Below are 20,559 nucleotides of genomic sequence, written 5' to 3'. Positions count from 1 at the left end.
ATGAATTTACCACAAGAAACGCCCAGTCGGGCCACGGGGCTGGCGATGTTGGTGGCGCTGATCGCCACAAGTTTTGTGACCGTGGTGGTGAATGTGCAAATGTATTCGGCGCGCTGGAAATTTGCGGGATTTTACCCGGAGAAGGCGGCCGAGCGTCCATCCACGATCAGTGAGTCGATTGCGGATCCGCGCATTGGCGAGCCGTTTGCCAATTGGCACCTGCTGTGTGCGCCGCTGTTGTTTGTGGGGGTGGCCTGCTTGATCCTGTCAACATGGCGGGAAGCGCGGGCCAGCGGGAAGGCAACGTTGAAGATCACCACTGTGTCCTGGGTACTGGTGGTGTTGCAGGCCATGGCCTCTGTTGGGTTGGTGATCCTCAGCCAGTACCGGTTTCCGGATTTTCGCGATCAGCATATGGCGGGCAGCTATGTGTTTTTCTTCTCGCAGGCTTTTGTGGTGGTCACTGGCGAAATCCTGTCGCGGGCTTATGCCAATTTGGGTCCCGAGGGGCAGGTTGCGGGCCGTGTTTGGTCGCCGCGTTTTGCACGCTGGCGCCGTCGGTTTGTCTGGGTGCCAATCATTCTTGGCGTGACGTATTTGTGCCTGTTCTTGGGCAAGGGCTATGCACCGGAGGCACTGCGCTATGAGGTTTATGCAGCCTATGTCAGCACCGAGCTATTTTTGCTGAGTTCGTTCTTGTTTTACATGATGACCTACACGCCGGATATGTGGCGTGTGTGGACGCTGAGCCGTGTGGGTTATTCCTCGGTTGAGGTGTCCTGAGCTTTTAACATCTGCGTGGCACGGCGGGCGCGTTGCAGGGCGGTGACATGGGCGAGAGTGGCAAAACCGGCAAGGCCCCAGGTGATGGCGGTGTCACCGAGGATGCCTGCGATCAGCAGCATGGCACAAATGTAGATCACGCGTTCCATACGTTCAAAAAAGTCAGGCCAGTCGGTGTTGGACACGGGCATTTCGATTGCGGTGCGGGCTTTGGCGTAAGACGTGATCACCGAGCCGGAAAAACAAGCCAACGCCAGCGGCCAAGCGTCGTGCATATGCGCTAGCGTGGCGAGCACGGCGAGCTCCTGGTAGCGGTCGACCATGGCGTCAAAATAGCCACCGGCTTTGGTCGACATATTGCGGCGGCGAGCCACGGCGCCGTCCAGCGCGTCAAACACAAAGGCCACGATCAGCGTGGCGCCGTAGAGCGCGGGGGATTGGTGCCAGAAGTAGGCCAGCGACACGAGGATGATCATCACAAGACCGATGAAGGTGACCTGATTGGGTGTCAGGCGGGCTTTGACCAGAGGGGTGGCCATGGCCTCCCACAGCGGGTCGATGGTGGATTTCATCAGGCCATCAATCATGGCGGTGTCCTTCAGGTGTAGCTGCGGATCGCGAAGCGGCGGATTTTGGCGAGGTGGTCGGCGCGGACGGCCAATTGTGCAACGCGACTTGAATTTGGAGCGTAGGTTGCTGAGGTGCGGCTCTTGAGCGTGGCGGCGGCGTCACAGACGTTGTTGGCCCAGCCCATGAGTGGCGCAGCAAGCGTGGCGGTGCCAAGCATGCCGGCGTGGCGGGCGGAGCAGACGCGGATGTCGCGGTTGAGCGCGTCAGCGAGGGTTTGGGCAAAGACCGGATCGGAGGCCACACCGCCAACGATGGAAACCGGGCCCGTGGTTTGGGCGCCTTTTTCGCGTACCACTTTGGACATGGCCCAGCGGAGGTTGAGCGCAACCCCATCGATAGCGGCGCGGCGCAGAGCGTTTTTGTCGTGATGCAGGCTGAGGCCATGGAAGGTGCCACGCAGGTTGGAGTTGTCCACCGGCACACGTTCCCCAGCGAGCCAAGGCAAGAAGAACGGGTCGTCGTCTTGTGGTGTGCCGATGTCGGCAAAACGGGTGTCTTTGGCGCCGTTGCCGGTCAGCTGGCAGACCCAATCAAGGGCCGATCCGGCATTTTCCTGGCTGGCGATCAGCAGGGGCCGATAGTTCAGGCCAGAGGTGATGGTGGCGTAGGAATGTGCCACCGACAGGCGGCGGTTGGGGAAGAAACCTGCGATCCAAGCGGAGGTGGCCACGGAAATGTGTAATGCACCATCGGCGACTTCGCCGGAGCCAAGGGCCGAGGCCATCACATCAGAGGTGCCGCCGAGGACTTTAACAGAAGCGTCCAAGCCCAGCTCCGCGGCGGCTTGGGCCGTGAGGGGGCCGACGATGCTGTCAGCCTGCACAATGGGTGCAAGTTTGCTGCGGTCAATGCCAGTCAGGGCACAGAGGCTGTCAGACCAGCCTTCACGGCCGGTGCGGCTGTCCATAACCCAGCTCAGGTTGGCGCTTTCGGGGCTAGTGGTCATCTCGCCGGTGGCGCGGTGCACCAACCAGTCTTTCACATCCACCATCCATCGGGTTTTGGCGTAGATCTCTGGTTCCTGTTGCATGACCCAGAGCATCTTGGCCGTTGGGTCCATGCCGTTTTTGGCCGGTGCCCCATTGGCCAGACGCAGCCATTTCAGCAGGCGCGGCAGGTTGTAGCCATGCACCTCGGGGAAGCCGCCAGTGAGCTTCTTGCCCAAAGGCGCGGCACGTTTGTCGAGCCATGTCAGACAGGGGCGCAAGGGGGTGCCATTGGCGTCTGCGCAGATCACACCGCAGAGCTGTGAGGAAAATACCAGCGCTGCGGTGCGTTTGGATAGGTCTGGCAACTCCTGACGCAATGAGGCCAGCGCGTGGGCCAAAGCACCCCACCAGTCCTCCGGGGATTGCTCGGCGATGCCGCCGGTTTTCAGAACCAGTGGGTAGCTTTCGGTGACACGCGCCAAAACCGTGAGGTTGCTGTCGACAACGCCAACTTTCACGCCGGAGGTGCCAAAGTCGGCTGATATGACCAAATCGCCCTGTGTCACTCACCTCACCTCAAATACTGTCGTCATAAAAATAGTGCCTTTCGCAGGCAAAAACCCTGTCACCGGTGTGACATGGGGTCGGCAAGTTTGGCAAGGGGCGGAAGGCCTTAGGTTGGGCCGGCCAGTGCTTGTGCGTATAATTCCACATATTTGGGACCAACGGTGGACACATCAAAGTTCATGGCATGGGCGGAGGCCCAGTTGGTCAATTGAGCGCGCTTGTCAGGAGACTGTGCCAGCTTGATGAGTTTTTGCGCCAGCGCGCCAGCGTCTCCCGGGGGCACCAGCAGGTCTTCGCCCGTGCCGGTCATTACGGTGGCAAAACCTTCGTTGGCAGCGGCGACCGGAAGTGTGCCGGCGGCCAAGGCTTCAATCAACACAAGGCCAAAGCTTTCGCCATGCAAAGCCGGTGCCGCGAAGATGTCAGCGGAGGCGATCAAGGTGCGGGCGTCTGCGTTATTGGGAGGCGGTCGGAAGGTCACGCGGGTCAAGTCCTCGGCTTGGGCGCGTAGGGCGGTTTCCTCCTCGCCATGCCCGCCAATGATCAATTCGGCGTCGGGGACAGTGGCGACGACTGCGCGCCATGCATCGAGCAAAACGGACACGCCCTTGCGGGCTTCCAAGCGGCCCATATAGACCACGCGGAAGGGGCCTGACGGACCAGCAGCCTCTCCTGCTGTACGCCATTCCGAGAGGTCGATGGTGGGCGGCAGGATGGAGGGTAGCGGATTGGCCCCGGAGGTCTCCCATTGGCGATATGGTGCTTTGGAAGGCACAATAACCCGACTGATGCGGCGATTGAAGTAATGACCCACGCGGCGCAGGGCGGCGGACATCGGGTCAAAGCCTGTGTTTTCTGGCAGGGTGGCATGGAAGGTGGCGATGCTGGGCAAACTGAGCGCCCGCCAGACTTGCCATGGCAAAAGTGGTGTCCAGGGCGTGTGCATGTGCACGACCTCGGCGCCCCACTGGCGTAGCTCCGCCACGGCGGCTTTGAGTTCTGCTCGAGTGGCGCGGCTGACCTCAAAGCTGGTGCCGTGGATCGACCAAGGACGGGCACTGCCCACTGTCATGAGGTCGGTCTCGGTGTGATTGGGATCACCCGGAGGGGCGACGATGCGCACCTCATGACCTTGTGTGCGGCACCAGGTGGCAAGATCGCGGATGTTGGTTTGTACGCCGCCGGGGCGGTCCATGGCGTAAGGCGTCAGCTGCACAATTTTCATGGGCGGCTCCTTGCGGCGCGGCGGGGGGCTGGCAGGTATCCGGCCTGATGCAGTTGCAGGAGTGCGCATAGGCAGAGGGCAAAGAGTGCCGGCAGGGAGGCTGCGAGCATGGGCGGGAGCACACCGTGGATGCCAAGCGCCCAGAAGACTTTCACCGACACTACAGAGAGGTAGCCCACGGTGGCGAGTGCCAGCAGTTTGAAGGGGGACAGGCGGCGGTCTTGTGTGCCGAGGCTGGCGAGGCTCACGCCAAGAAAGGCAAAGATACCGGGCAGGAAGAGCGCAACCTTGCGCACGGCCAGTGCAGTGGCGGCGTCCTCTGCGGTGGGGGCTGCGGGCGTGGCCTCAGCGGCGACAATGGCGCGGGCGGCATCGTTGGGGAGGTAGTAGCCGTCGACGCCAAACCAGCGTAGTTTGTCCAGCGTGACGGCGAGCGGCATGTCGACTTGTGGTTCAAAGGTTGGAGGCGTGTTGGCGGCCACGTTCCAAGTTGTCACATTTGTTAGTGTCCAGATACCTGAGCGAAAACTTGGGGAGGCGGTTTGTGCATGTAGAATGTGGGTGATGTCCGGCCAATTGGCGGCTTCAAACAGCATCACGTCGCTGAGGGCGGCCTCTGGTCCACGGGTGACAGTCGCGCGAAGTGCGCGGGTGTCGGAGAACATCCACTGGGTGCCCACATCGGTCTTAAAGTAGCGGTTGCCGTAGTCGCCGAGATTGGCCGCGACCTGCGCCTGCACAGCTGCGGGGCGCAGCCAGTTTTCACCAACCATTTGCACAGTGCCCAGCAGCAGGCCGGAGATCATCAAGGCGGTCAGTCGCAGGCTGGGGCTGGCCCCGGCTGCGGACAACACCACGTCGTCCAACCGTTGGTGGCGCAGTAGGGTCACGACAAAGCCCCCCGCGACACAAGCCATGGTCAGAAGGCGGGTGGTAATGTCGGTAGTGCGGTAGCCAATGTATGGGAAGAGCACTTGCCAAAGACTGTTGCCAGTTGCCTCGGCGCGGGCGCGCACGGTATCGAGCCAGTTGGCCAAATCAATGGTCAGCGCGACCACCAACAAGACAAACATCATAAACCCAATGGCAGCCAGATCGCCTCGCACCATGGCGCGTACGGCGAGGCCGGTGTGGCGCCGCCAACTCATGTGCGGCCTCGTTGCGGGGTCATCAGCGCCTCGCCGCGCCAGAGCAGGTAGGCAAACGGTGGGCCGAGGTACAGGAGGGTTGCCAAAAGGAGGATGGCTGGTGTCGGAATCAAGATGGACCATTGCGCCAGCAAGGCGCGGCTGGCTACATCACAGGACATCATCAGAAGCGCGGCGAGCGGAAGGGCGGCGTGGCGCCATGGACCCGCGCCGCCAACCACCAAGGCCGCCAGCGCAAGAAGACCCGCCATGGGCACCATCAGCGCACGGGTAAAGAGGCGCGTCAGCTGGGCGGGTTCATTGGTGTTCAGATCAAGAAGTTGTTCAGCGGTCGTGCGGATATGGCTGGGTGCGGGCAGGGCGTCTGACATTTGAAAGGCAAAGCTGGCCTGTGTGGTGGTGAAACGGTTGAGAGGTTTGATCTGATCGTTGGGGTAGGGCGCTTCGAGCACGGAGAGCGATTGAAGTGTGATGGTGTGGGTGTCCGCCGGGGCTGGGTCGGTGACCTGCCAATCCTGGGACAAAGCCAGCCGCCAATTGCCGGTCACATTGGGTTGAAACACAAACAGCTGACCGCGGGTTTGTGTGGCGGCTCTTGGGGGGCTGGCAATGAAAGTGGTGTCGCGGATGGTTTGCACGGTGGTTTGAGGGCTGCCGTTTTGAATACGGGACAAGACGTGGTTTTTTTGCAAATCGGCAAGTGCAAGGCGTTCGCCAAACTTGGCCATCGGCAGGATGAGACCGGCATTTAGAAAACTGAGCGCGCCGCCGAAGATGCCAAGTGCCAGCACAAAGGCAATCACGCGGGCCCAATGGATGCCAGCGGTGGCGAGGATCACCAGCTCGCCGCGGTTGCGGGCGTCTTGGGTGGCAAAGTAGGTGGCGATCAGCAGGCTGATGGCAAGGGCCAGGTCGAGGATCTCTGGGGTTTTGAAACTGAGCAGATGTAACACGTCGCGGGCGGTTCCGCCGTAGCGCAGCGCGTGTTCCATGAGTGTGGTGAAGCTTTCGGCAAGAAAAATCGCTTCGATCACCAGAAGCAGCAGCAAAAGCCGCAGAATCAACGGTTTGCCCAAGACGCGCACAATCGGCAACCTTGGGAGAGGCAGCGCGAAACGGCGTTTTGAGGGGCGTTGGTAGCTCATGATCTGAGTGTCACTGTCAAAGTGGGGGCTGGCAAGCCTCTCACCACAGTTGTGCGAAGATGTGCAGCGCGGTGAGGCCTGCGCCAGCGGCAATCCAGCTGTCGAGACTGTCCAGAAGACCGCCCTGGCGGGGCAGGACTTGCGGGTAGTCTTTCACACCTGCGATGCGCTTATGGCGGGAGGCGGCGAGGTCGCCAACCACGGCCAAGGTGCCGACAAGCAGCGCGGTGAAAGCGGTGAGCAGGAGCGGCAGGCTGAGGAAGGCGGCGGTTATGAGGGACAAGGCTGCAAGGGAAGCAGCGCCACCAAGCAAGCCTTCGAAGGTTTTGTTGGGGCTGAGGGTGGGGAAAGCTTTGGTGCGGCCCCACATGGCGCCGAAGAATAGCGCAAAGCTGTCAAAAATTTCGACCATCAGATAGGCGGCGAGCAAGAGGGCTGCGAGGCCCGGTTCTATGGTGCCGGAGGCAAGCAGACAGGCGGGAAGCACTGGGTAAACCAGCATGTCGAGCACCTGCATGTTGCGGCTGTCAGGCCGCTTGGGGATCATGATCAGGCGGGCAAAGCAGAGCAGCCAGAGACCCAAAATGGCCACGGGGGCGATAGAGACCAGCATCGACATCAGTGCCAACATGCCCGAGGACAGACCAAAGGCAAAGCTTGTGCTGCGCTCGCCTGTGCGGACTTGCGACACTTCAAAGCTGACGCGGGCCGTGATGATGGGCAGGGCAATGAGCAGGGCTTTTTCGCCAAATAGGAACAGCGCCGTCATCACGGCGATCAGCGCGGTGGCTGTGCCTAGGATTTTGCAAAACTCAACGGCGTCTTTGCGGCGTGCAGGCATCATAGCAAGCACTCCAATGATGCCAAAGCCAAAGGCGTAGATCGCGGCAATGGCAGCGGCCACTTGAGCCAGAGTCAGGTCAGTCATTTGGCCTCGTGTTTGCGGATGATGCGCCGTTGGTGCCAGCGCAGGATTGGGGAAATCAGGCTGCTGAGACCATTGAGCAGAAGCATCTGTGGCCCTGGCGTGACCACTGGTTTTCCGTCTTCCATACCTTTGATCAGGTGGCCTGCCACGTCGACCGGTTGCCACAAGCCACCACCTTCGGTGATTTCTTGCGTTGCTGCGGGCTTGGTGCGCTTTTCGGCTTCAAGCTGTGGTGTGTCCGTGTCCGGTGGATAGATCAAGGTTACCGAAATATTGGTGTTTTCCAGCTCCAAATGCAGGATTTCTGCCAACCCACGCAGGGCAAATTTGGAGGGCGCATAGGCCCCATAGCCGTAAATGCCAAAGAAGGCTGCACCTGAGGCGATCAGGCCAAAACGCCCGCCACCTGCCGCCGCCATCGGGCCGCGCAGGGTTTCGATAAAGGTGAGCGTTCCGAAGTAGTTCACCTCCATGTGGCGCTTGTGCTGCTCAAAAGGCTGCTCTCTGAACAGGCCTGGTTCTGCAATGCCCGCACTGGCGATGGCCATGTCTGGTGGCCCCAATTTGCGGATTGCCATCTTGAGCGTCTCGACAAAGCTGTCCCGATTGGCGACATCCACGGCAAAAACCTCGACTTCAATGTCAGGAGCGGCTTCCAGAAGTGCATTGCGCGTGTCCAGAAGTTTGGCGGCATCCCTTGCAAACAACGCAAGGCTATGCCCCTTGATGGCCAACTCCCACGCCGCCGCAAAACCGATCCCACTGGAGCCGCCAGTTATGAAGGCCGTGGGCATCAGGGGCCTTCGTTGACAAAACGCAGGACAACGTCGTGGGCGTCGGTGTCTTCGATCTGTTCTGGCGGGTGCTTGAATAGGAAAGCGCAGGCCTCGGAAATCGGGCCGGCCAGGCCGCGGTCACAGGCAATACGGGCCAGACGGATGGCCACCAGAGCTTCGGCGGCGGCGTTGGGGCTGTCCTCTACATCAAGGCGTACTTCGATGTTGGTGCGGGCGCCGCCAAACAGGCGGCCTTCAAGACGTACATAGGCCACTTTTCGGTCTTTCAGCCACGGTACGTAGTCGGATGGGCCGATGCGGATGTCTGTGTCATCCAGGCGCTGCTCCATGGCCGCTTGCACCGCTTCGGTTTTACTTTCGCGCTTGTTTGTGAGGCGGGCGTTTTCGCTCATGTTGAGAAAATCGGTATTGCCGCCGACATTGAGCTGATAGGTGCGGTCAACTTCCACGCCACGCATTTCGGCCAGATTGGCAAGGGTGCGGTGCAGGATGGTAGCGCCCATCTGCGCTTTGAAATCATCGCCAAGAATCGGGACGCCCGCCGCGCGGAATTTCTCCGCCCAGACTGGATGGGAGGCAATGAAAACCGGGATGCCGTTGACAACGGCCACGCCCGCTTCAAGCGCACATTCGACATAGAATTCAACAGCCTGTTGAGAGCCAACCGGCAGGAAGACCATCATCACCTCGGCATCCAGCTCTTTGAGTTTGGCGACGATCTCGTCTTTTGTCAGGGCATCAGCGTCAGATAGGCGGAAGCTGCGGTCGGCGGGATTGGCCAACATATGTGCCGCAACCCCGTCCAAATCCGGGCCGCGCAAGACCGGTCCGTTTTGGTCGTCGAGGTCGGTGTGAAATTGTTCCGTACAATTGGGGGCGGCAAAGGCGGCTTCGCCCAACGTCTTGCCAACTTTGCGGCTGTCGACGTCAAATCCGGCGACCAGTTCCACGTCGCCGGGCGTGTAGCCTGCCAGCACTGGAAAACTGACCCCAACGGCCTCGTCCCCGAAGGCGCGGCAGTAGGACACGCCTTGGATCAGTGAACTTGCACAATTGCCAACACCAACAATGACGGTGCGGATGGGGGACGATACAGGGGCGTGGGTCATTCGGTATAAGCTCCGCCGGAAACGGCAATAGTATGAGTCACATAAAGACCGGTTAGCGGGTCATTTGTATAGAGTCTTAGGCGCGTGACTTTGGGAAAAAGACCGGATTCATCCACGTCCAGATAAGCGTAGATCAAGCGGTAGTTCCGATTGTTGATCTGGGCAAAGAGCGCAGCGGAAAAGGGCCCGGTTTGGCGCAGCTCCAACTCTTGCGACTTCAAACCGTTAAACGTCAGGCGTAAGGTGTTTGGTGTGTCGGACTTGCGCAACCTGACACCAAAACCAAAGGCACGTTCATACCACCGCAGCGGCATGACCTGTCCCTTTTCCTGAAAGCGGCGCCAATAGACCGCCACAGGTGTGTTGGCATCCAGATTGCCCGCTGCGTCAAAATGTGCGGTGTAAACCACGGTGTTGGCATTGATGGTGCGCTGCAAAAAAAACAGCTGATGCACATCGGTCGGATGGCGGAACTGCGGGTTCACATGAGGCAGGTGCGATGTTTTGGTGAGGGATTGGGGTGCCAGTGATGGCTTTGCGGTTGTGGCGGCAGTGGTCAGGCACAAGCACACGAAGGCCAGAATGGAAAAGGTCCAGACTGCACTGAGCGCCCGGCAACTGCGCGGCATGGTCCTGATGGCGTTCCCAGTCATGCCGCTATTCCGCACTGAGCCGTTGTCGGGTGGCTGTGGCTGTGGTCAGCGCCGCCGTAACGGCGGTTATCACCCGATCAATGTCGGCTTCTGAATGGGCCGCTGAAATGAAAAAGCGGATGCGCGGCATGTCTTTGGGGATGCCAACATGCACCACGGGCGGTGCATAAATGCCTTGTTGCATCAACGCCTCGGCCACAAATACACAGTCATCCGGCGTTTCAAATAGAATGGGCACCACCGCCTCGCCAATGGCCGTACCGGTGTTCAGCCCAGCGTCAGCAGCCTTCTGCATGAAACGTTGTGAGTTGGCGCGCAGTTTGGCCACGCGCTCCGGTTCGTCCCGCAGTAGGCGCAGAGCGGCATGGGCGCTGGCGGTTGTGGCGGGTGGCAGTCCGACTGAATATACAAAGCCCGGCAAGCAAAAGCGCATCCATTCGATCACATCGGCGTTGGCGGCGATGAAGCCACCGGAGGATGCAAAACTTTTGGAAAGGGTGCCAATGGCGACGTCCACCCGTGTCGGGTCTTCGCCAAAATGCTCGCACAATCCACGTCCGGTTTCACCCAGTACGCCGTAAGAGTGCGCTTCGTCCAGCAGAAGCCAGGCGTCATAGGCGTCTTTTAGATCCAGAAGACGGGGCAGATCGGTGATGTCGCCATCCATGGAGAACAGGCCGTCAGTGCAGATCAAAACACGGCCATAATCGGCGCGGTGCGCGTGTAGCAGGCGTTCGAGATCGTCAAGATCGTTGTGGGCGTAGGTTTCCATACGGGCTTTCACGCCGCGCGCGCCCACCATGATTGAATTGTGCGAGAGTTCATCCACCAGCACCAAATCGCGCGGCCCAAGCAGCAGGCCAATCACCGAGACATTGGTCAGGTAGCCGGAAATGATGGACAGCACGCCGCCCACGCCCAGGAAATCCGCCATGTCCTCTTCAAGGGCGCGGTGTGCAAGACGTTCGCCGCCCACAAGACGAGAAGCGCCCACTCCGGTGCCCTGGGCGTCAAGTGCGTCCTTGGCTGCGGCCACGGTATTCGGGTGATGCATCAGGCCCAAGTAATCGTAGTGCGACATGGACAGGTAGCCATCCGGCCACTGATCTGAGCGGGCTTCCAAGGTGTCGGTGGGCACAAAGTACGGGTGCCCGTTTTCGATTAGTGCGCGGCCGCTCAAACGAAAGCGACGTTCGGCAAAAGCGAGGAAGCTGGAGTTTGGTGTTGTCATTAAAATCTCTGCAGCCAAAGCTGCGCCAATTGCCAAAGGGTCTGGTTCAAAAATGGATCCAAAGAACACGCCGAACGTATATGCGCTTAGTTTAATATGACTGTTTAGTCGCATTCGGTCCAGAACATTGCAAGTAAAGGATTGCTTGACTGAAGGAAGAGGAGCTTAGAAAGGCGCTCTCAGCACATAAAACGGCCGCGAAGGGTGGTTGTGATAGGTCTAGACGCTTGCTCCGACTGGGATAATCATGTTGAGTTGACAAAAGGCGCTCCGCCACTTGGTGGATAATAACGAGGGCGTGACGAGGGAACTTGGTGTGACGGCACTTCTGACAGTAGAAAACCTGAGTATTGGCTTTGGGGGGGATGCCCCTGTGGTCGAAGATGTCAGCTTTTCCGTTAAAGCGGGCAAGACCCTGGCGTTGGTTGGGGAAAGTGGCTCTGGCAAGACGTTGAGTTGTCGGTCCGCGTTGCGAATTCTGCCGGCGGCGGCGCAGATGCGATCTGGTTCCATTGTGTTGCGTGATCGTGAGGGAGGGCACCCGGTTGACTTGATGGACATCAGCGAGCGGCGCATGCAGGACATTCGCGGCAATCGTGTGTCGATGATTTTCCAAGAACCGATGCGTTCCTTGTCGCCATTGCACCGAATTGGCAATCAGGTGTCTGAGGCGTTGAAGCTGCATCGGGATTACAATGCGGCAGAGCGCAAAAACCGTGTGCTAGCGATGTTTGAGCGGGTTGGTTTTGTTGATCCAAAGCGGGTTTATGAAAGCTATCCATTTGAGTTGTCCGGCGGCATGCGGCAGCGGGCGATGATCGCCATGGCCATGGTGGGTCGGCCAGATGTTCTAATCGCAGATGAGCCAACCACAGCGCTGGATGTGACCACACAGGCGCAGGTGCTGGGGCTGATCAAAGACCTTCAAGCCGAATACGGCATGGCGGTGGTTTTGGTGACACACGACTTGGGCGTGGTGGCCAACATGGCGGATGACGTGGTAGTGATGAACCGTGGCCGGGTGATGGAAAGTGGTCCAGCGGAGTTGATCTTGGGCGATCCACAGCACCCCTACACCAAAGATTTGATGGCGGCGGCCCCGGAAATTCCGGCCACGCCCGCAGATCGTCCAGACGAGGCAGATCGCGACTACATTTTGGAAATGCGCGATGTGAACAAGACGTACGTTCTGAAAGGCAGCGCACCTTGGAAACCCAAAACCGTTGTGCAAGCGGTGCGTGGTGTGGATTTTGGTGTCGAACGGGGCAAGACTTTGGCCGTGGTTGGGGAATCCGGCTCTGGTAAAACCACCTGTGCCCGGATGGCGCTGGGCGCGGAACGGGCGGACGCAGGCGCGTCGATCCTGTTTCGGGAGACGGCCGGGTCCGAGCCCGTGAACCTTCAGGATCTGGATGGCGATGCCAGATTGAAATTCCAACGCAAAGCGCAGATGGTATTTCAGGACCCGTACAGCACGCTCAACCCCCGTATGCGGGTGAAAGATGCGCTGTGTGAGCCAATGGAAATTCACGGCATCGGCTCTCCAAGTGAGCGCATTGATCGGGCGGTGGAAATTCTCAAATGGGTGGGGCTGAACGAAAACATGCTCACCCGCTATCCGCATGCGTTTTCCGGTGGTCAGCGGCAACGCCTGTCGATTGCCCGCGCGTTGATGTTGAACCCGATTTTGCTGGTGTGTGACGAGCCGACCTCGGCGCTGGATGTGTCGGTGCAGGAACAGGTGTTGCAGCTTCTTGAAGACATTCGTGATAGGCTGAACCTGAGCTATCTGTTCATCAGCCATGACCTTGCCGTGGTGGCACGGATTGCGGATGAGGTGGCGGTGATGCGTTCGGGTCTGGTGGTGGAACAAGGCCCGCCGGAGCAGTTGTTCTACAATCCAAAGCACCCATACACCAAAGCGTTGATCGCAGCGCAGCCAGAGCCGGATATCGACCGGCCGATTGACCTCAAAATTGTGGCGCAGGGGGCGGGCGAGCCGTCTAGCTGGCCTGAAGAATTCAGATTTGTCGGAGCGGATGCCCCACCGCTGACCGAAACCGACCCCGGACATAAGGTGCGTTTCCATGTTTAAAACCCCGATCCTAGCGGCGGCATTTGCTGTCTTGGGCCTGAGCGTCGCGCAAGCGGCGGATTATCAGGAGAGCACGTTCTGGCAATCCGATGTGGATGCAGGAAGCCTGCCGCCGGTGGCGGAACGGGTGCCAGACACGCCCAAGATTGTGGACCTCACACTGCGCAATCGCGAGCTAGGGCAACAAGGTGGCACGCTGCGCACTATGGTGACCCGCTCCAAAGACGTGCGTCAGATGGTGGTCTATGGCTATGGGCGTTTGGTGGGGTTCAACGAGCGTTACGAGTTGGTTGCGGATATTCTCAAAAGCTTTGAGAACGAAGACGATAAGAAGTTCATCTTGCATCTGCGCCCCGGCCACAAATGGTCTGACGGGCACCCGTTTACATCTGAGGATTTCCGCTATTTCTGGGAAAACGTGGCCAACAACGAGCTGTTGTCACCGTCTGGGCCAGTGGATTTCCTGCGAGTTGAAGGTGAGCTGCCGAAAGTCAGCTTCCCGGATGAGCACACCGTTATTTATGAATGGAGCAAGCCCAATCCGCAGTTTTTGCAGATGTTGGCCGAGGCCCGCCCGCCGTTTATCTACCGTCCGTCGCATTATCTGAAGCCGTATCACGCGGATTTCACCGACGAAGAGGAACTGCGCGAGCGGCTCTATGAAGCACGGGTGCGCAGCTGGGCGGCGCTGCACAATCGCCAAGACAACATGTATAAATTCGACAATCCGGACCTGCCCACGTTGCAGCCCTGGATGATGGCAACCAAAGACGGCAAAAGCCGGTTCCTGTTTGTGCGCAATCCCTACTATCACCGGGTCGACACCAGTGGCGTGCAATTGCCTTACGTTGATGTGATCGAAATGCAGGTGGTGGCACCGGGGCTGGTGGCAGCGAAAGCCAACGCCGGTGAAGTGGATCTTCAGGCACGTGGGTTGGATTTCAAAGACGCGGCGATCCTGAAAAAAGGCGAAGCGTCCGGCGGCTACAAAACCAAGCTATGGGGCAATGGTACCGCAAGTCAGATCGCGATTTATCCAAACCTGAACTACAATGATGATGGCTGGCGCGAGGTCATGCGTGATGTGCGCTTCCGCCGGGCGCTGTCGCTGGCGATCAACCGCAAGACCATCAACAAAGGCCTGTATTTTGGTCTCGCCAAACCTGGTGGCATGACGGTTCTGCCAATCAGCCCGTTTTTCAAAGAAAAGAACCGTGACGCTTGGGCGATCCGTGACCTGGAAATGGCCAACGCGCTGCTTGATGAAATGGGACTCGACAAGCGCAACAAAGATGGCTTTCGCCTGTTGCCGGATGGACGTCCGGCCTGGGTGGTGATTGAGACAGCTGGCGAGCGACAAGAGGTAGAGAATGCGCTGCAGATTATCACCGACAACTGGGCAGATATCGGTGTAAAGTTGATCATGCGCCCGTTGGAGCGCGATATCCTGCGCAACCGGGTCTATGCAGGCGAAACCATGGCCTCGACTTGGTTTGGCTGGGACAACGGTCTGCCGCAGCCCTATACATCGCCGTCTTATCTTGCGCCGTGGGATCAAGCGTTTCAGTCCTGGCCCAAATGGGGGCAGTATCATCAGAACCACGGCGCGGTGGGCGAGCCACCAGACCTGCCAGCAGCGATTGAGCTGAACGACTTGGCACATCAATGGACCAAGGCGTACTCTTCGGTGGATCGTGGTCTGATCTGGCAGAAGATGGTGGATATTCACGCGGAAAATGTCTTTGCGATTGGTATCATAAACGGCGCACCACAGCCGGTGGTGGTCAACAACAGACTGCGCAACGTGCCAGAGAAAGCCATCTGGGCTTGGTCGCCGGGCGCACATTTCGGGGTGCACCGCCCTGATGAATTTTTCTTCGCAGAATAGGAGCGCAGAATGGCCCTGCTGCGGTTTGCAGTCTTCCGGTTCCTGACCATGCTGGCGACACTTGTTGTGGTATCGGTGCTGGTGTTTTTGATCATCACCTTGCCGCCGGGGGACTATCTGTCCAACCAGATCAACGAGTTGCGGGCAACCGGACAATCAGCAGGCATCGCCAAGGCAGAATTTCTGCGGGCGGAATACTCGCTCGATCAACCGTTGTACAAACAATACCTGATCTGGGCCGGATTTATGCCGGGGCCACACGGATTTGCCGGGCTGTTGCAGGGCGAGTTTGGCTGGTCGTTTGAGTTTGACAAACCAGTGGCTGATTTGGTTGGCGGGGCGCTGTGGATGACCGTGTTGGTCAATCTGGCGGCGGTGCTGTTCATTTACGCGGTGGCGTTGCCGCTGGGGATTCTGGCCGCGGCAAAATCCAAAACCTGGGTGGATTATACTTCGGCTTTTGTCGGCTATCTGGGGTTGGCGACGCCCAACTTCTTGCTGGCGCTGATCTTGTTTTACTACGGCAATCGCTACCTCAATTTGCCAATTGGGGGTCTGATGGACCCGCAATACGAAGGCCAACCGATGAGCTTTGGCAAGATGAAGTCGGTGCTCATTCACTTGATCATTCCAACCTTTGTGATTGGCACCTCGGGCGCGGCGGCGATGATGCAGCGGCTTCGGGCTAACCTGCTGGATGAGTTGGGCAAACCTTATGTGGAAACCGCCCGCGCCAAAGGCATGAGCGAGCCGCGTATGTTGACGAAATACCCGCTGCGGGTGGCGTTTAACCCATTTGTGGCGGACATTGGTACGCTGTTGCCGTCGTTGATCTCTGGCTCGGTTTTGGTCTCGGTGGTGCTGGGCTTGCAAACAATTGGGCCGCTGTTGTTGACCGCATTGAAGTCACAAGACCTGTTCCTGTCGGCCTTTGTGCTGATGTTTGTGGCGCTGCTGACGTTGATTGGCACCTTGGTGTCTGACCTGTTGCTGGCGCTGCTGGATCCGCGCATTCGATTTGGAGGGCGGGAGCGATGAGCATGCAACCCGATGGGCGCTACGTCGATCAGGCGCCGTATGATCCCGAAGCGGCTGCCGAAGCACGCAGTGCTGAGCTGGACATGTCCAATGCGCGGTTGTTGTGGCTGCGGTTTAAGGAACACAAGTTGGGCCTGATTTCCGGTGCTTTCCTGCTGTTGGCCTATCTGTCGCTGCCGTTTGCTGGATTTTTTGCGCCCTATTCCCCCAATGAGCGGTTGGAAGATTACATCTACGCCCCACCTCAGATGGTGCATTTTATGCATGAGGGGACGTTTGTGGGCCCGCATGTCTATCCAACCGTGGCGGAAATGGATCTGGAGACCTTCAGCTGGAAATACGTGCAGGACACAGAAACGCCAGCCATGTTGGAGTTTTTTTGTGAAGGCTCCGATTACAAACTGGCTGGGTTGATCCCGTCCAACACCCATCTGTTCTGTGCCCCTGAGGGCGCTACGTTGTTCCTGTTTGGCGCGGATCGGCTTGGGCGGGATGTGTTCTCGCGTATCTTTTATGGGGCGCAATTGTCGCTGACCGTGGGCCTTGTCGGCATCACCGTGTCCTTTGTGATTGGCATCGTGTTGGGCTCAATTGCGGGCTATTTTGGCGGCTTCCTTGATTGGATCATCAACCGTGTGATCGAAGTGCTGCGCAGCCTGCCAGAATTGCCACTTTGGTTGGCCTTATCAGCCGCCGTGCCCTCACATTGGGGGCCGGTGTCGGTGTTTTTCATCATCTCGATTATCTTGGGGATACTCGATTGGCCCGGATTGGCGCGCGCAGTGCGCTCCAAATTCCTCAGCCTGCGGGAAGAGGAGTTTGTCAAAGCTGCCGAAATGATGGGCGCGAAACCCAGCCGTGTGATCAAGAAACACCTGCTGCCCAACTTCCTCAGCCACCTGATTGCCAGCGCAACGCTGTCGATCCCGGCGATGATTTTGGGGGAAACCGCCCTGTCCTTCCTGGGGCTTGGTTTGCGCGCGCCTGCGGTGAGTTGGGGGGTGATGCTGAATGATGCGCAGAACCTGGCGTCGATTGAGATCTATCCTTGGACGGCGATCCCGATGCTGCCAATTGTGATTGTGGTGCTGGCGTTCAACTTCTTTGGTGATGGTTTGCGCGACGCAATGGACCCGAACCGGAGCTGACGCTGCGGTTCGGCGAGTTCGAAAAACAAATTAGTGACAGGCTGAGAACGCTGGGCGGCGCGCCGCTGTGCTGAGCGTTTTACGCGTGCCTTCAAACGCCGCTCGGGCGGTGTTGATGAGGGATTGTTCCGTGCGGTTCCACTTGGCAGTTGCTGTCAGCGCCGTCTGCCGTGGTTTCGTCTTTTCGATCTGTGGTGCAGTATTGGCGGTTTGTTCTGTTTGTGCCGCCTGCCACGCTTTCGCGGCTTTGCGGGCCATTGCGTCGCGCTGACGACGCCAAGCTTGGCACTCTGCAGCTTGACGGGCTGTCCGTGAGCGGCGACGGGCGCGTGGCTTTGGCTGCTCATCTTTGAGCGCGCGGTGGTGGGCCACAGCATCATAGGCTGCGTTGATCTCACTCATGCGCCGCGAGGCTTCCTCAGGATTGATTTTGGCTAGGTCAGGATGGTAGCGCCGCGCCAGTTTACGCCAGGCTGCCTGCATCTCTTTTACCGAGGTTGTCGGTGTCACCTGCAAGAGGTCGTAAGCGTATGTGAGATCCTGTGCCATGCGTAAAGTGTCGGGCTTTTACCGGCATTCTTCAAGTATTTGGCTAAAATTCTAAGTATCTTCTTAAGGGCGCGTTTAGGAGTATGCAGTCTTTGGTAAACATTGCTGCCAAAGAAACAGGGCACGCGCCTTGTGTGCGTGCCCTGTTGTCTGTGTCCATTGTGACCGGGAAGCCGGTGCTTACCGATCGTCGCCGCCGTCGGGTCCACCTTCCATAGCGTCCTCGTCAATGGCGGCTTCTACTGCCCCAACCACTGCCTCGCGTTGTTTAGGGGTGAGATCTTCGGCGTTGGCGTCATCAGCAATGCGCACAGTGACCTCACGGTGGGCAAACTTGATGCCTTCGCGGGCAAACAGTTCGCGGATGTCCTGGTAGACACGCTTGCGCACCAGCCATTGGTCGCCCGGTTTTGTCATGAACTTCACCCGGATGATCATGGCGCTGTCTTGCATTTCGATCACGCCCTGAGATTTCAGGGGTTGGATGAAGTTGTGCCCAATCACCGGATCATCGAGCAGCTCAACACCTAGGTTCTTGACCAATTTACGCACCCGCTCCACATCCGTGTCATAGGTCACTCGCAGTTTCAGCTTCATGATCACCCAGTCGCGAGAATAGTTGGTGAGATGCTGAATTTCACCAAATGGGATGGTGTGCAAAGGTCCCAGGTGGTGGCGCAGTTGGAAAGACCGGACCGAAATTTTCTCAACCGTGCCTTTCACGGCTCCAATGTCGATATATTCGCCTTTGCGGAAAGCGTCATCAAATAGGAAGAACGCGCCGGAGAAGATATCACGCACAAGGGATTGCGCGCCAAAGCCCACAGCCAAACCCACGACACCAGCACCGGCAAATAGCGGGCTGACGTTCACGCCCATCTCCAGCAACACAATCAGCACGATGGTGACCACAATCACCAGCAGGATGGTGTTGCGAAAGAGCGGCAGAAGCGTGGCAAGACGCGACGCACTTGCACCGCCGCCTTCATCGCCAAGCTCGGCCTCTTCAGCCGGGTCACCCTGCTCTTCGCGGATTCTTCGGTCGATCCAGATACGGAAGGCGTGAAATCCAATGTAGCCCATGAACAGGATGACAATCACATCCAGCACGCGCCCGCCCAGCATTTCGTCGTCAATGATGCCATCTGCATCAAAGATATAGAGCGCTGCATAGAGGCCTGCGACCAGAGCCAGAACACCTGAAATCCGGCGTGCCAGTTCCTCAAAGGTGTGCATCTGACGATGGTCAATCAGGTTCTCGAGCTTGAATAGCTCTTCTTCCTGATGCTCACTTAGGCGACCTTCCTCATCAGCCTCTTCGCGCAGTGCATCGGCGGCGTCGTTCATTTCGGTGACGGCGCGGTTGCGCTCAAAGTAGCGTTCAATGCCGTAGTTGATGGTGGCGTACACCACGAGAACGGCTGTGAGGATAGCATAGGCACCCGCAATCAGCGGCATGCCGGTGTCATTGCCCAGGATGAGATCCCAGGACATGCTTGCCCAGCCATAGAACACGTACAGAATGAACAGCGGTGCCCAGAATGTGCTGGCCCATCGGGTGGCCAGTGGCACTCGGTTGGCTTCGCGGCCATTGCGGATCGCATAAGAAATGGCACGATAATTTGCGAAGACAAGCGCGATGTTGCCAAGCGCAAAGAGGGTCGATAGCAGAAGCGTCATGACCGCGGAGACGTCATAGACCAAGCCCAGTTCACTAAGCCATTCGCCAAAGATCATTGTGGTCACATCAACAACACCTAGGCCCGTGACCCAAAGGTGCAGTTTCTTTGCATCGTGGGTGGAGAATGGCGGCAGGCGGTACTGTGGCAAAAATGGCGACAGGATCATGCGCCATATCAATGCGATCAGGCGGGACAGTGCATAGGCGGCAAAAATCGAGGCATTGGTGAAGCGCACGGCGGTGTCATCAGAGGTGCCAAAGATCAGGAAGCCAAGCAGCACGGCAACCGCCATACTGACAAACACACCCAAGACACCGGCAGCAAAGCGCACCACAAGGAAAGGTAGCTTCTGCGTGTAGCCTTCTGGGGCTTCTTTAACCAACGGGATAACAAATCGGGCCGCCAGTCTGCGGCCGTAAATCTGCCGTTCAAAGATAATGCCAACGCCAAGTAAGGCAAGGGTTATGAACAGCTGTTTGGCAAAGAACAGGATGCTGCCGTCCGGGCTTGAAGCACGCAGGATGAACAACACCTCATTGATCGCAATTGGCAGGTGCCTAATGCGGTCCTGAAGCACCTTGTTGAAGCCTTCTAGCTCCCACTGAAGGCGCATCACCGAGGTCATGGTGGTGGTTTCATTAACCTCCTCCACGGCTTCGCTTGTCTCCTCGGACATTTTGGACGCGCCGTTGCCGTCCAGAATGATGACGGTCATGCCGTTTTCATTGGCTTGCTGTACAAGCTGAGACATGGCGTCGTTGGCGGTGCCGTCGTCCGCGTCCTGCGCGTGTAGGCCCGCGAGAGGCAAAAAGAGACATACCGAAAGAACGGCAAGCAGTAATCGGATCATGAGGTGGGCTTTCCTGTCGTCGTTTCTTGGTCTTACAGGAACTGACACGCGCCGCAAAACAGATAAGCGGTGGGCGTTGCGATTTTGGCCCGCTTCGCGCCTGCCTTACATCGCTTTGGGGGTGACATTCTCAGGGAAACCGGATAGCGCGAGTTGCTAGGGAA

17 protein-coding genes are annotated in these 20,559 nt (G+C 58.3%); 5 read left to right on the top strand and 12 right to left on the bottom strand.

The genetic code is table 11. The features are described 5' to 3' along the window. Entirely contained in the window at positions 1-783 is a 783-nt protein-coding gene (locus tag QOL67_RS01820; protein ID WP_283424229.1) for a hypothetical protein, read from the top strand. Here QOL67_RS01820 and QOL67_RS01815 read toward each other — a convergent pair. The 10 genes from QOL67_RS01815 to QOL67_RS01770 all read right to left on the bottom strand — a co-directional run bounded on the left by QOL67_RS01815 (position 759) and on the right by QOL67_RS01770 (position 11,145). Further along, a complete protein-coding gene (locus tag QOL67_RS01815; RefSeq protein WP_283424228.1) occupies positions 759-1,370 on the bottom strand; it encodes a CDP-alcohol phosphatidyltransferase family protein in 612 nt (203 codons plus the stop codon). The genes QOL67_RS01820 and QOL67_RS01815 overlap by 25 nt on opposite strands. An 11-nt stretch (positions 1,371-1,381) precedes the next feature. Next, positions 1,382-2,908 (bottom strand): xylulokinase, encoded by a 1,527-nt coding sequence (locus tag QOL67_RS01810; RefSeq protein ID WP_283424227.1) that lies wholly within the window; start codon positions 2,906-2,908, stop codon positions 1,382-1,384. Positions 2,909-3,015: 107 nt separating this feature from the next. Further along, positions 3,016-4,134: a glycosyltransferase family 4 protein gene (locus QOL67_RS01805; protein WP_283424226.1), complete on the bottom strand. Its 1,119-nt coding sequence runs from the start codon at positions 4,132-4,134 to the stop codon at positions 3,016-3,018. Further along, positions 4,131-5,282 carry an LptF/LptG family permease gene (locus QOL67_RS01800; protein ID WP_283424225.1) on the bottom strand — a complete coding sequence of 384 codons (1,152 nt, stop codon included), beginning with the start codon at positions 5,280-5,282 and terminating at the stop codon, positions 4,131-4,133. Before QOL67_RS01800 ends, QOL67_RS01805 begins: the two co-directional genes overlap by 4 nt. Next, complete coding sequence (locus QOL67_RS01795; protein ID WP_283424224.1) at positions 5,279-6,427, bottom strand: LptF/LptG family permease; 1,149 nt, start codon at positions 6,425-6,427, stop codon at positions 5,279-5,281. Before QOL67_RS01795 ends, QOL67_RS01800 begins: the two co-directional genes overlap by 4 nt. Before the next feature lie 40 nt (positions 6,428-6,467). Further along, positions 6,468-7,355 carry a phosphatidate cytidylyltransferase gene (locus tag QOL67_RS01790; RefSeq protein ID WP_283424223.1) on the bottom strand — a complete coding sequence of 296 codons (888 nt, stop codon included), beginning with the start codon at positions 7,353-7,355 and terminating at the stop codon, positions 6,468-6,470. Beyond that, entirely contained in the window at positions 7,352-8,149 is a 798-nt protein-coding gene (locus QOL67_RS01785; RefSeq protein WP_283424222.1) for an SDR family oxidoreductase, read from the bottom strand. Before QOL67_RS01785 ends, QOL67_RS01790 begins: the two co-directional genes overlap by 4 nt. Continuing rightward, on the bottom strand, positions 8,149-9,261 hold the full coding sequence (locus QOL67_RS01780; RefSeq protein WP_283424221.1) for an inositol-3-phosphate synthase: 1,113 nt from the start codon (positions 9,259-9,261) through the stop codon (positions 8,149-8,151). The genes QOL67_RS01785 and QOL67_RS01780 overlap by 1 nt, the downstream gene beginning before the upstream one ends. Next, complete coding sequence (locus tag QOL67_RS01775) at positions 9,258-9,914, bottom strand: DUF4833 domain-containing protein (protein ID WP_283424220.1); 657 nt, start codon at positions 9,912-9,914, stop codon at positions 9,258-9,260. Before QOL67_RS01775 ends, QOL67_RS01780 begins: the two co-directional genes overlap by 4 nt. Before the next feature lie 4 nt (positions 9,915-9,918). Then, complete coding sequence (locus QOL67_RS01770) at positions 9,919-11,145, bottom strand: aminotransferase class I/II-fold pyridoxal phosphate-dependent enzyme (RefSeq protein ID WP_283424219.1); 1,227 nt, start codon at positions 11,143-11,145, stop codon at positions 9,919-9,921. Positions 11,146-11,461: 316 nt separating this feature from the next. On the opposite strand from QOL67_RS01770, the gene QOL67_RS01765 reads away from it, so the two are divergent. The 4 genes from QOL67_RS01765 to QOL67_RS01750 are packed head-to-tail and all read left to right on the top strand — an operon-like array spanning position 11,462 to position 17,314. Continuing rightward, complete coding sequence (locus tag QOL67_RS01765; protein WP_283424218.1) at positions 11,462-13,240, top strand: ABC transporter ATP-binding protein; 1,779 nt, start codon at positions 11,462-11,464, stop codon at positions 13,238-13,240. Next, complete coding sequence (locus QOL67_RS01760) at positions 13,233-15,128, top strand: ABC transporter substrate-binding protein (RefSeq protein ID WP_283424217.1); 1,896 nt, start codon at positions 13,233-13,235, stop codon at positions 15,126-15,128. The genes QOL67_RS01765 and QOL67_RS01760 overlap by 8 nt, the downstream gene beginning before the upstream one ends. 9 nt (positions 15,129-15,137) lie before the next feature. Beyond that, a complete protein-coding gene (locus tag QOL67_RS01755; protein ID WP_164644085.1) occupies positions 15,138-16,166 on the top strand; it encodes an ABC transporter permease in 1,029 nt (342 codons plus the stop codon). After that, complete coding sequence (locus tag QOL67_RS01750) at positions 16,163-17,314, top strand: ABC transporter permease (protein ID WP_283424216.1); 1,152 nt, start codon at positions 16,163-16,165, stop codon at positions 17,312-17,314. Before QOL67_RS01755 ends, QOL67_RS01750 begins: the two co-directional genes overlap by 4 nt. Positions 17,315-17,344: 30 nt before the next feature. Here the strand turns inward: QOL67_RS01750 and QOL67_RS01745 are convergent, their stop codons facing one another. Together QOL67_RS01745 and QOL67_RS01740 are read right to left on the bottom strand one after the other, a co-directional pair. Continuing rightward, on the bottom strand, positions 17,345-17,863 hold the full coding sequence (locus tag QOL67_RS01745) for a J domain-containing protein (RefSeq protein WP_283424215.1): 519 nt from the start codon (positions 17,861-17,863) through the stop codon (positions 17,345-17,347). 180 nt (positions 17,864-18,043) lie between these two features. Beyond that, entirely contained in the window at positions 18,044-20,395 is a 2,352-nt protein-coding gene (locus tag QOL67_RS01740; protein WP_283424214.1) for a mechanosensitive ion channel family protein, read from the bottom strand. Between the last annotated feature and the right edge of the window lie 164 nt (positions 20,396-20,559).

Source organism: Shimia sagamensis, from assembly GCF_900182745.1.
Taxonomy (GTDB): Bacteria; Pseudomonadota; Alphaproteobacteria; order Rhodobacterales; family Rhodobacteraceae; genus Shimia; species Shimia sagamensis.
This window is presented reverse-complemented; position numbering and strand designations above follow the sequence as displayed.

Bases quoted from the DNA above. Each gene is read 5' to 3' on its own strand.
- QOL67_RS01795 (WP_283424224.1), bottom strand. From the start codon at position 6,427: ATGAGCTACCAACGCCCCTCAAAACGCCGTTTCGCGCTGCCTCTCCCA.
- QOL67_RS01820 (WP_283424229.1), top strand. From the start codon at position 1: ATGAATTTACCACAAGAAACGCCCAGTCGGGCCACGGGGCTGGCGATG.
- QOL67_RS01760 (WP_283424217.1), top strand. From the start codon at position 13,233: ATGTTTAAAACCCCGATCCTAGCGGCGGCATTTGCTGTCTTGGGCCTG.
- QOL67_RS01745 (WP_283424215.1), bottom strand. From the start codon at position 17,863: ATGGCACAGGATCTCACATACGCTTACGACCTCTTGCAGGTGACACCG.
- QOL67_RS01785 (WP_283424222.1), bottom strand. From the start codon at position 8,149: ATGCCCACGGCCTTCATAACTGGCGGCTCCAGTGGGATCGGTTTTGCG.
- QOL67_RS01805 (WP_283424226.1), bottom strand. From the start codon at position 4,134: ATGAAAATTGTGCAGCTGACGCCTTACGCCATGGACCGCCCCGGCGGC.
- QOL67_RS01815 (WP_283424228.1), bottom strand. From the start codon at position 1,370: ATGATTGATGGCCTGATGAAATCCACCATCGACCCGCTGTGGGAGGCC.
- QOL67_RS01770 (WP_283424219.1), bottom strand. From the start codon at position 11,145: ATGACAACACCAAACTCCAGCTTCCTCGCTTTTGCCGAACGTCGCTTT.
- QOL67_RS01750 (WP_283424216.1), top strand. From the start codon at position 16,163: ATGAGCATGCAACCCGATGGGCGCTACGTCGATCAGGCGCCGTATGAT.
- QOL67_RS01740 (WP_283424214.1), bottom strand. From the start codon at position 20,395: ATGATCCGATTACTGCTTGCCGTTCTTTCGGTATGTCTCTTTTTGCCT.
- QOL67_RS01780 (WP_283424221.1), bottom strand. From the start codon at position 9,261: ATGACCCACGCCCCTGTATCGTCCCCCATCCGCACCGTCATTGTTGGT.
- QOL67_RS01800 (WP_283424225.1), bottom strand. From the start codon at position 5,282: ATGAGTTGGCGGCGCCACACCGGCCTCGCCGTACGCGCCATGGTGCGA.
- QOL67_RS01790 (WP_283424223.1), bottom strand. From the start codon at position 7,355: ATGACTGACCTGACTCTGGCTCAAGTGGCCGCTGCCATTGCCGCGATC.
- QOL67_RS01775 (WP_283424220.1), bottom strand. From the start codon at position 9,914: ATGACTGGGAACGCCATCAGGACCATGCCGCGCAGTTGCCGGGCGCTC.
- QOL67_RS01755 (WP_164644085.1), top strand. From the start codon at position 15,138: ATGGCCCTGCTGCGGTTTGCAGTCTTCCGGTTCCTGACCATGCTGGCG.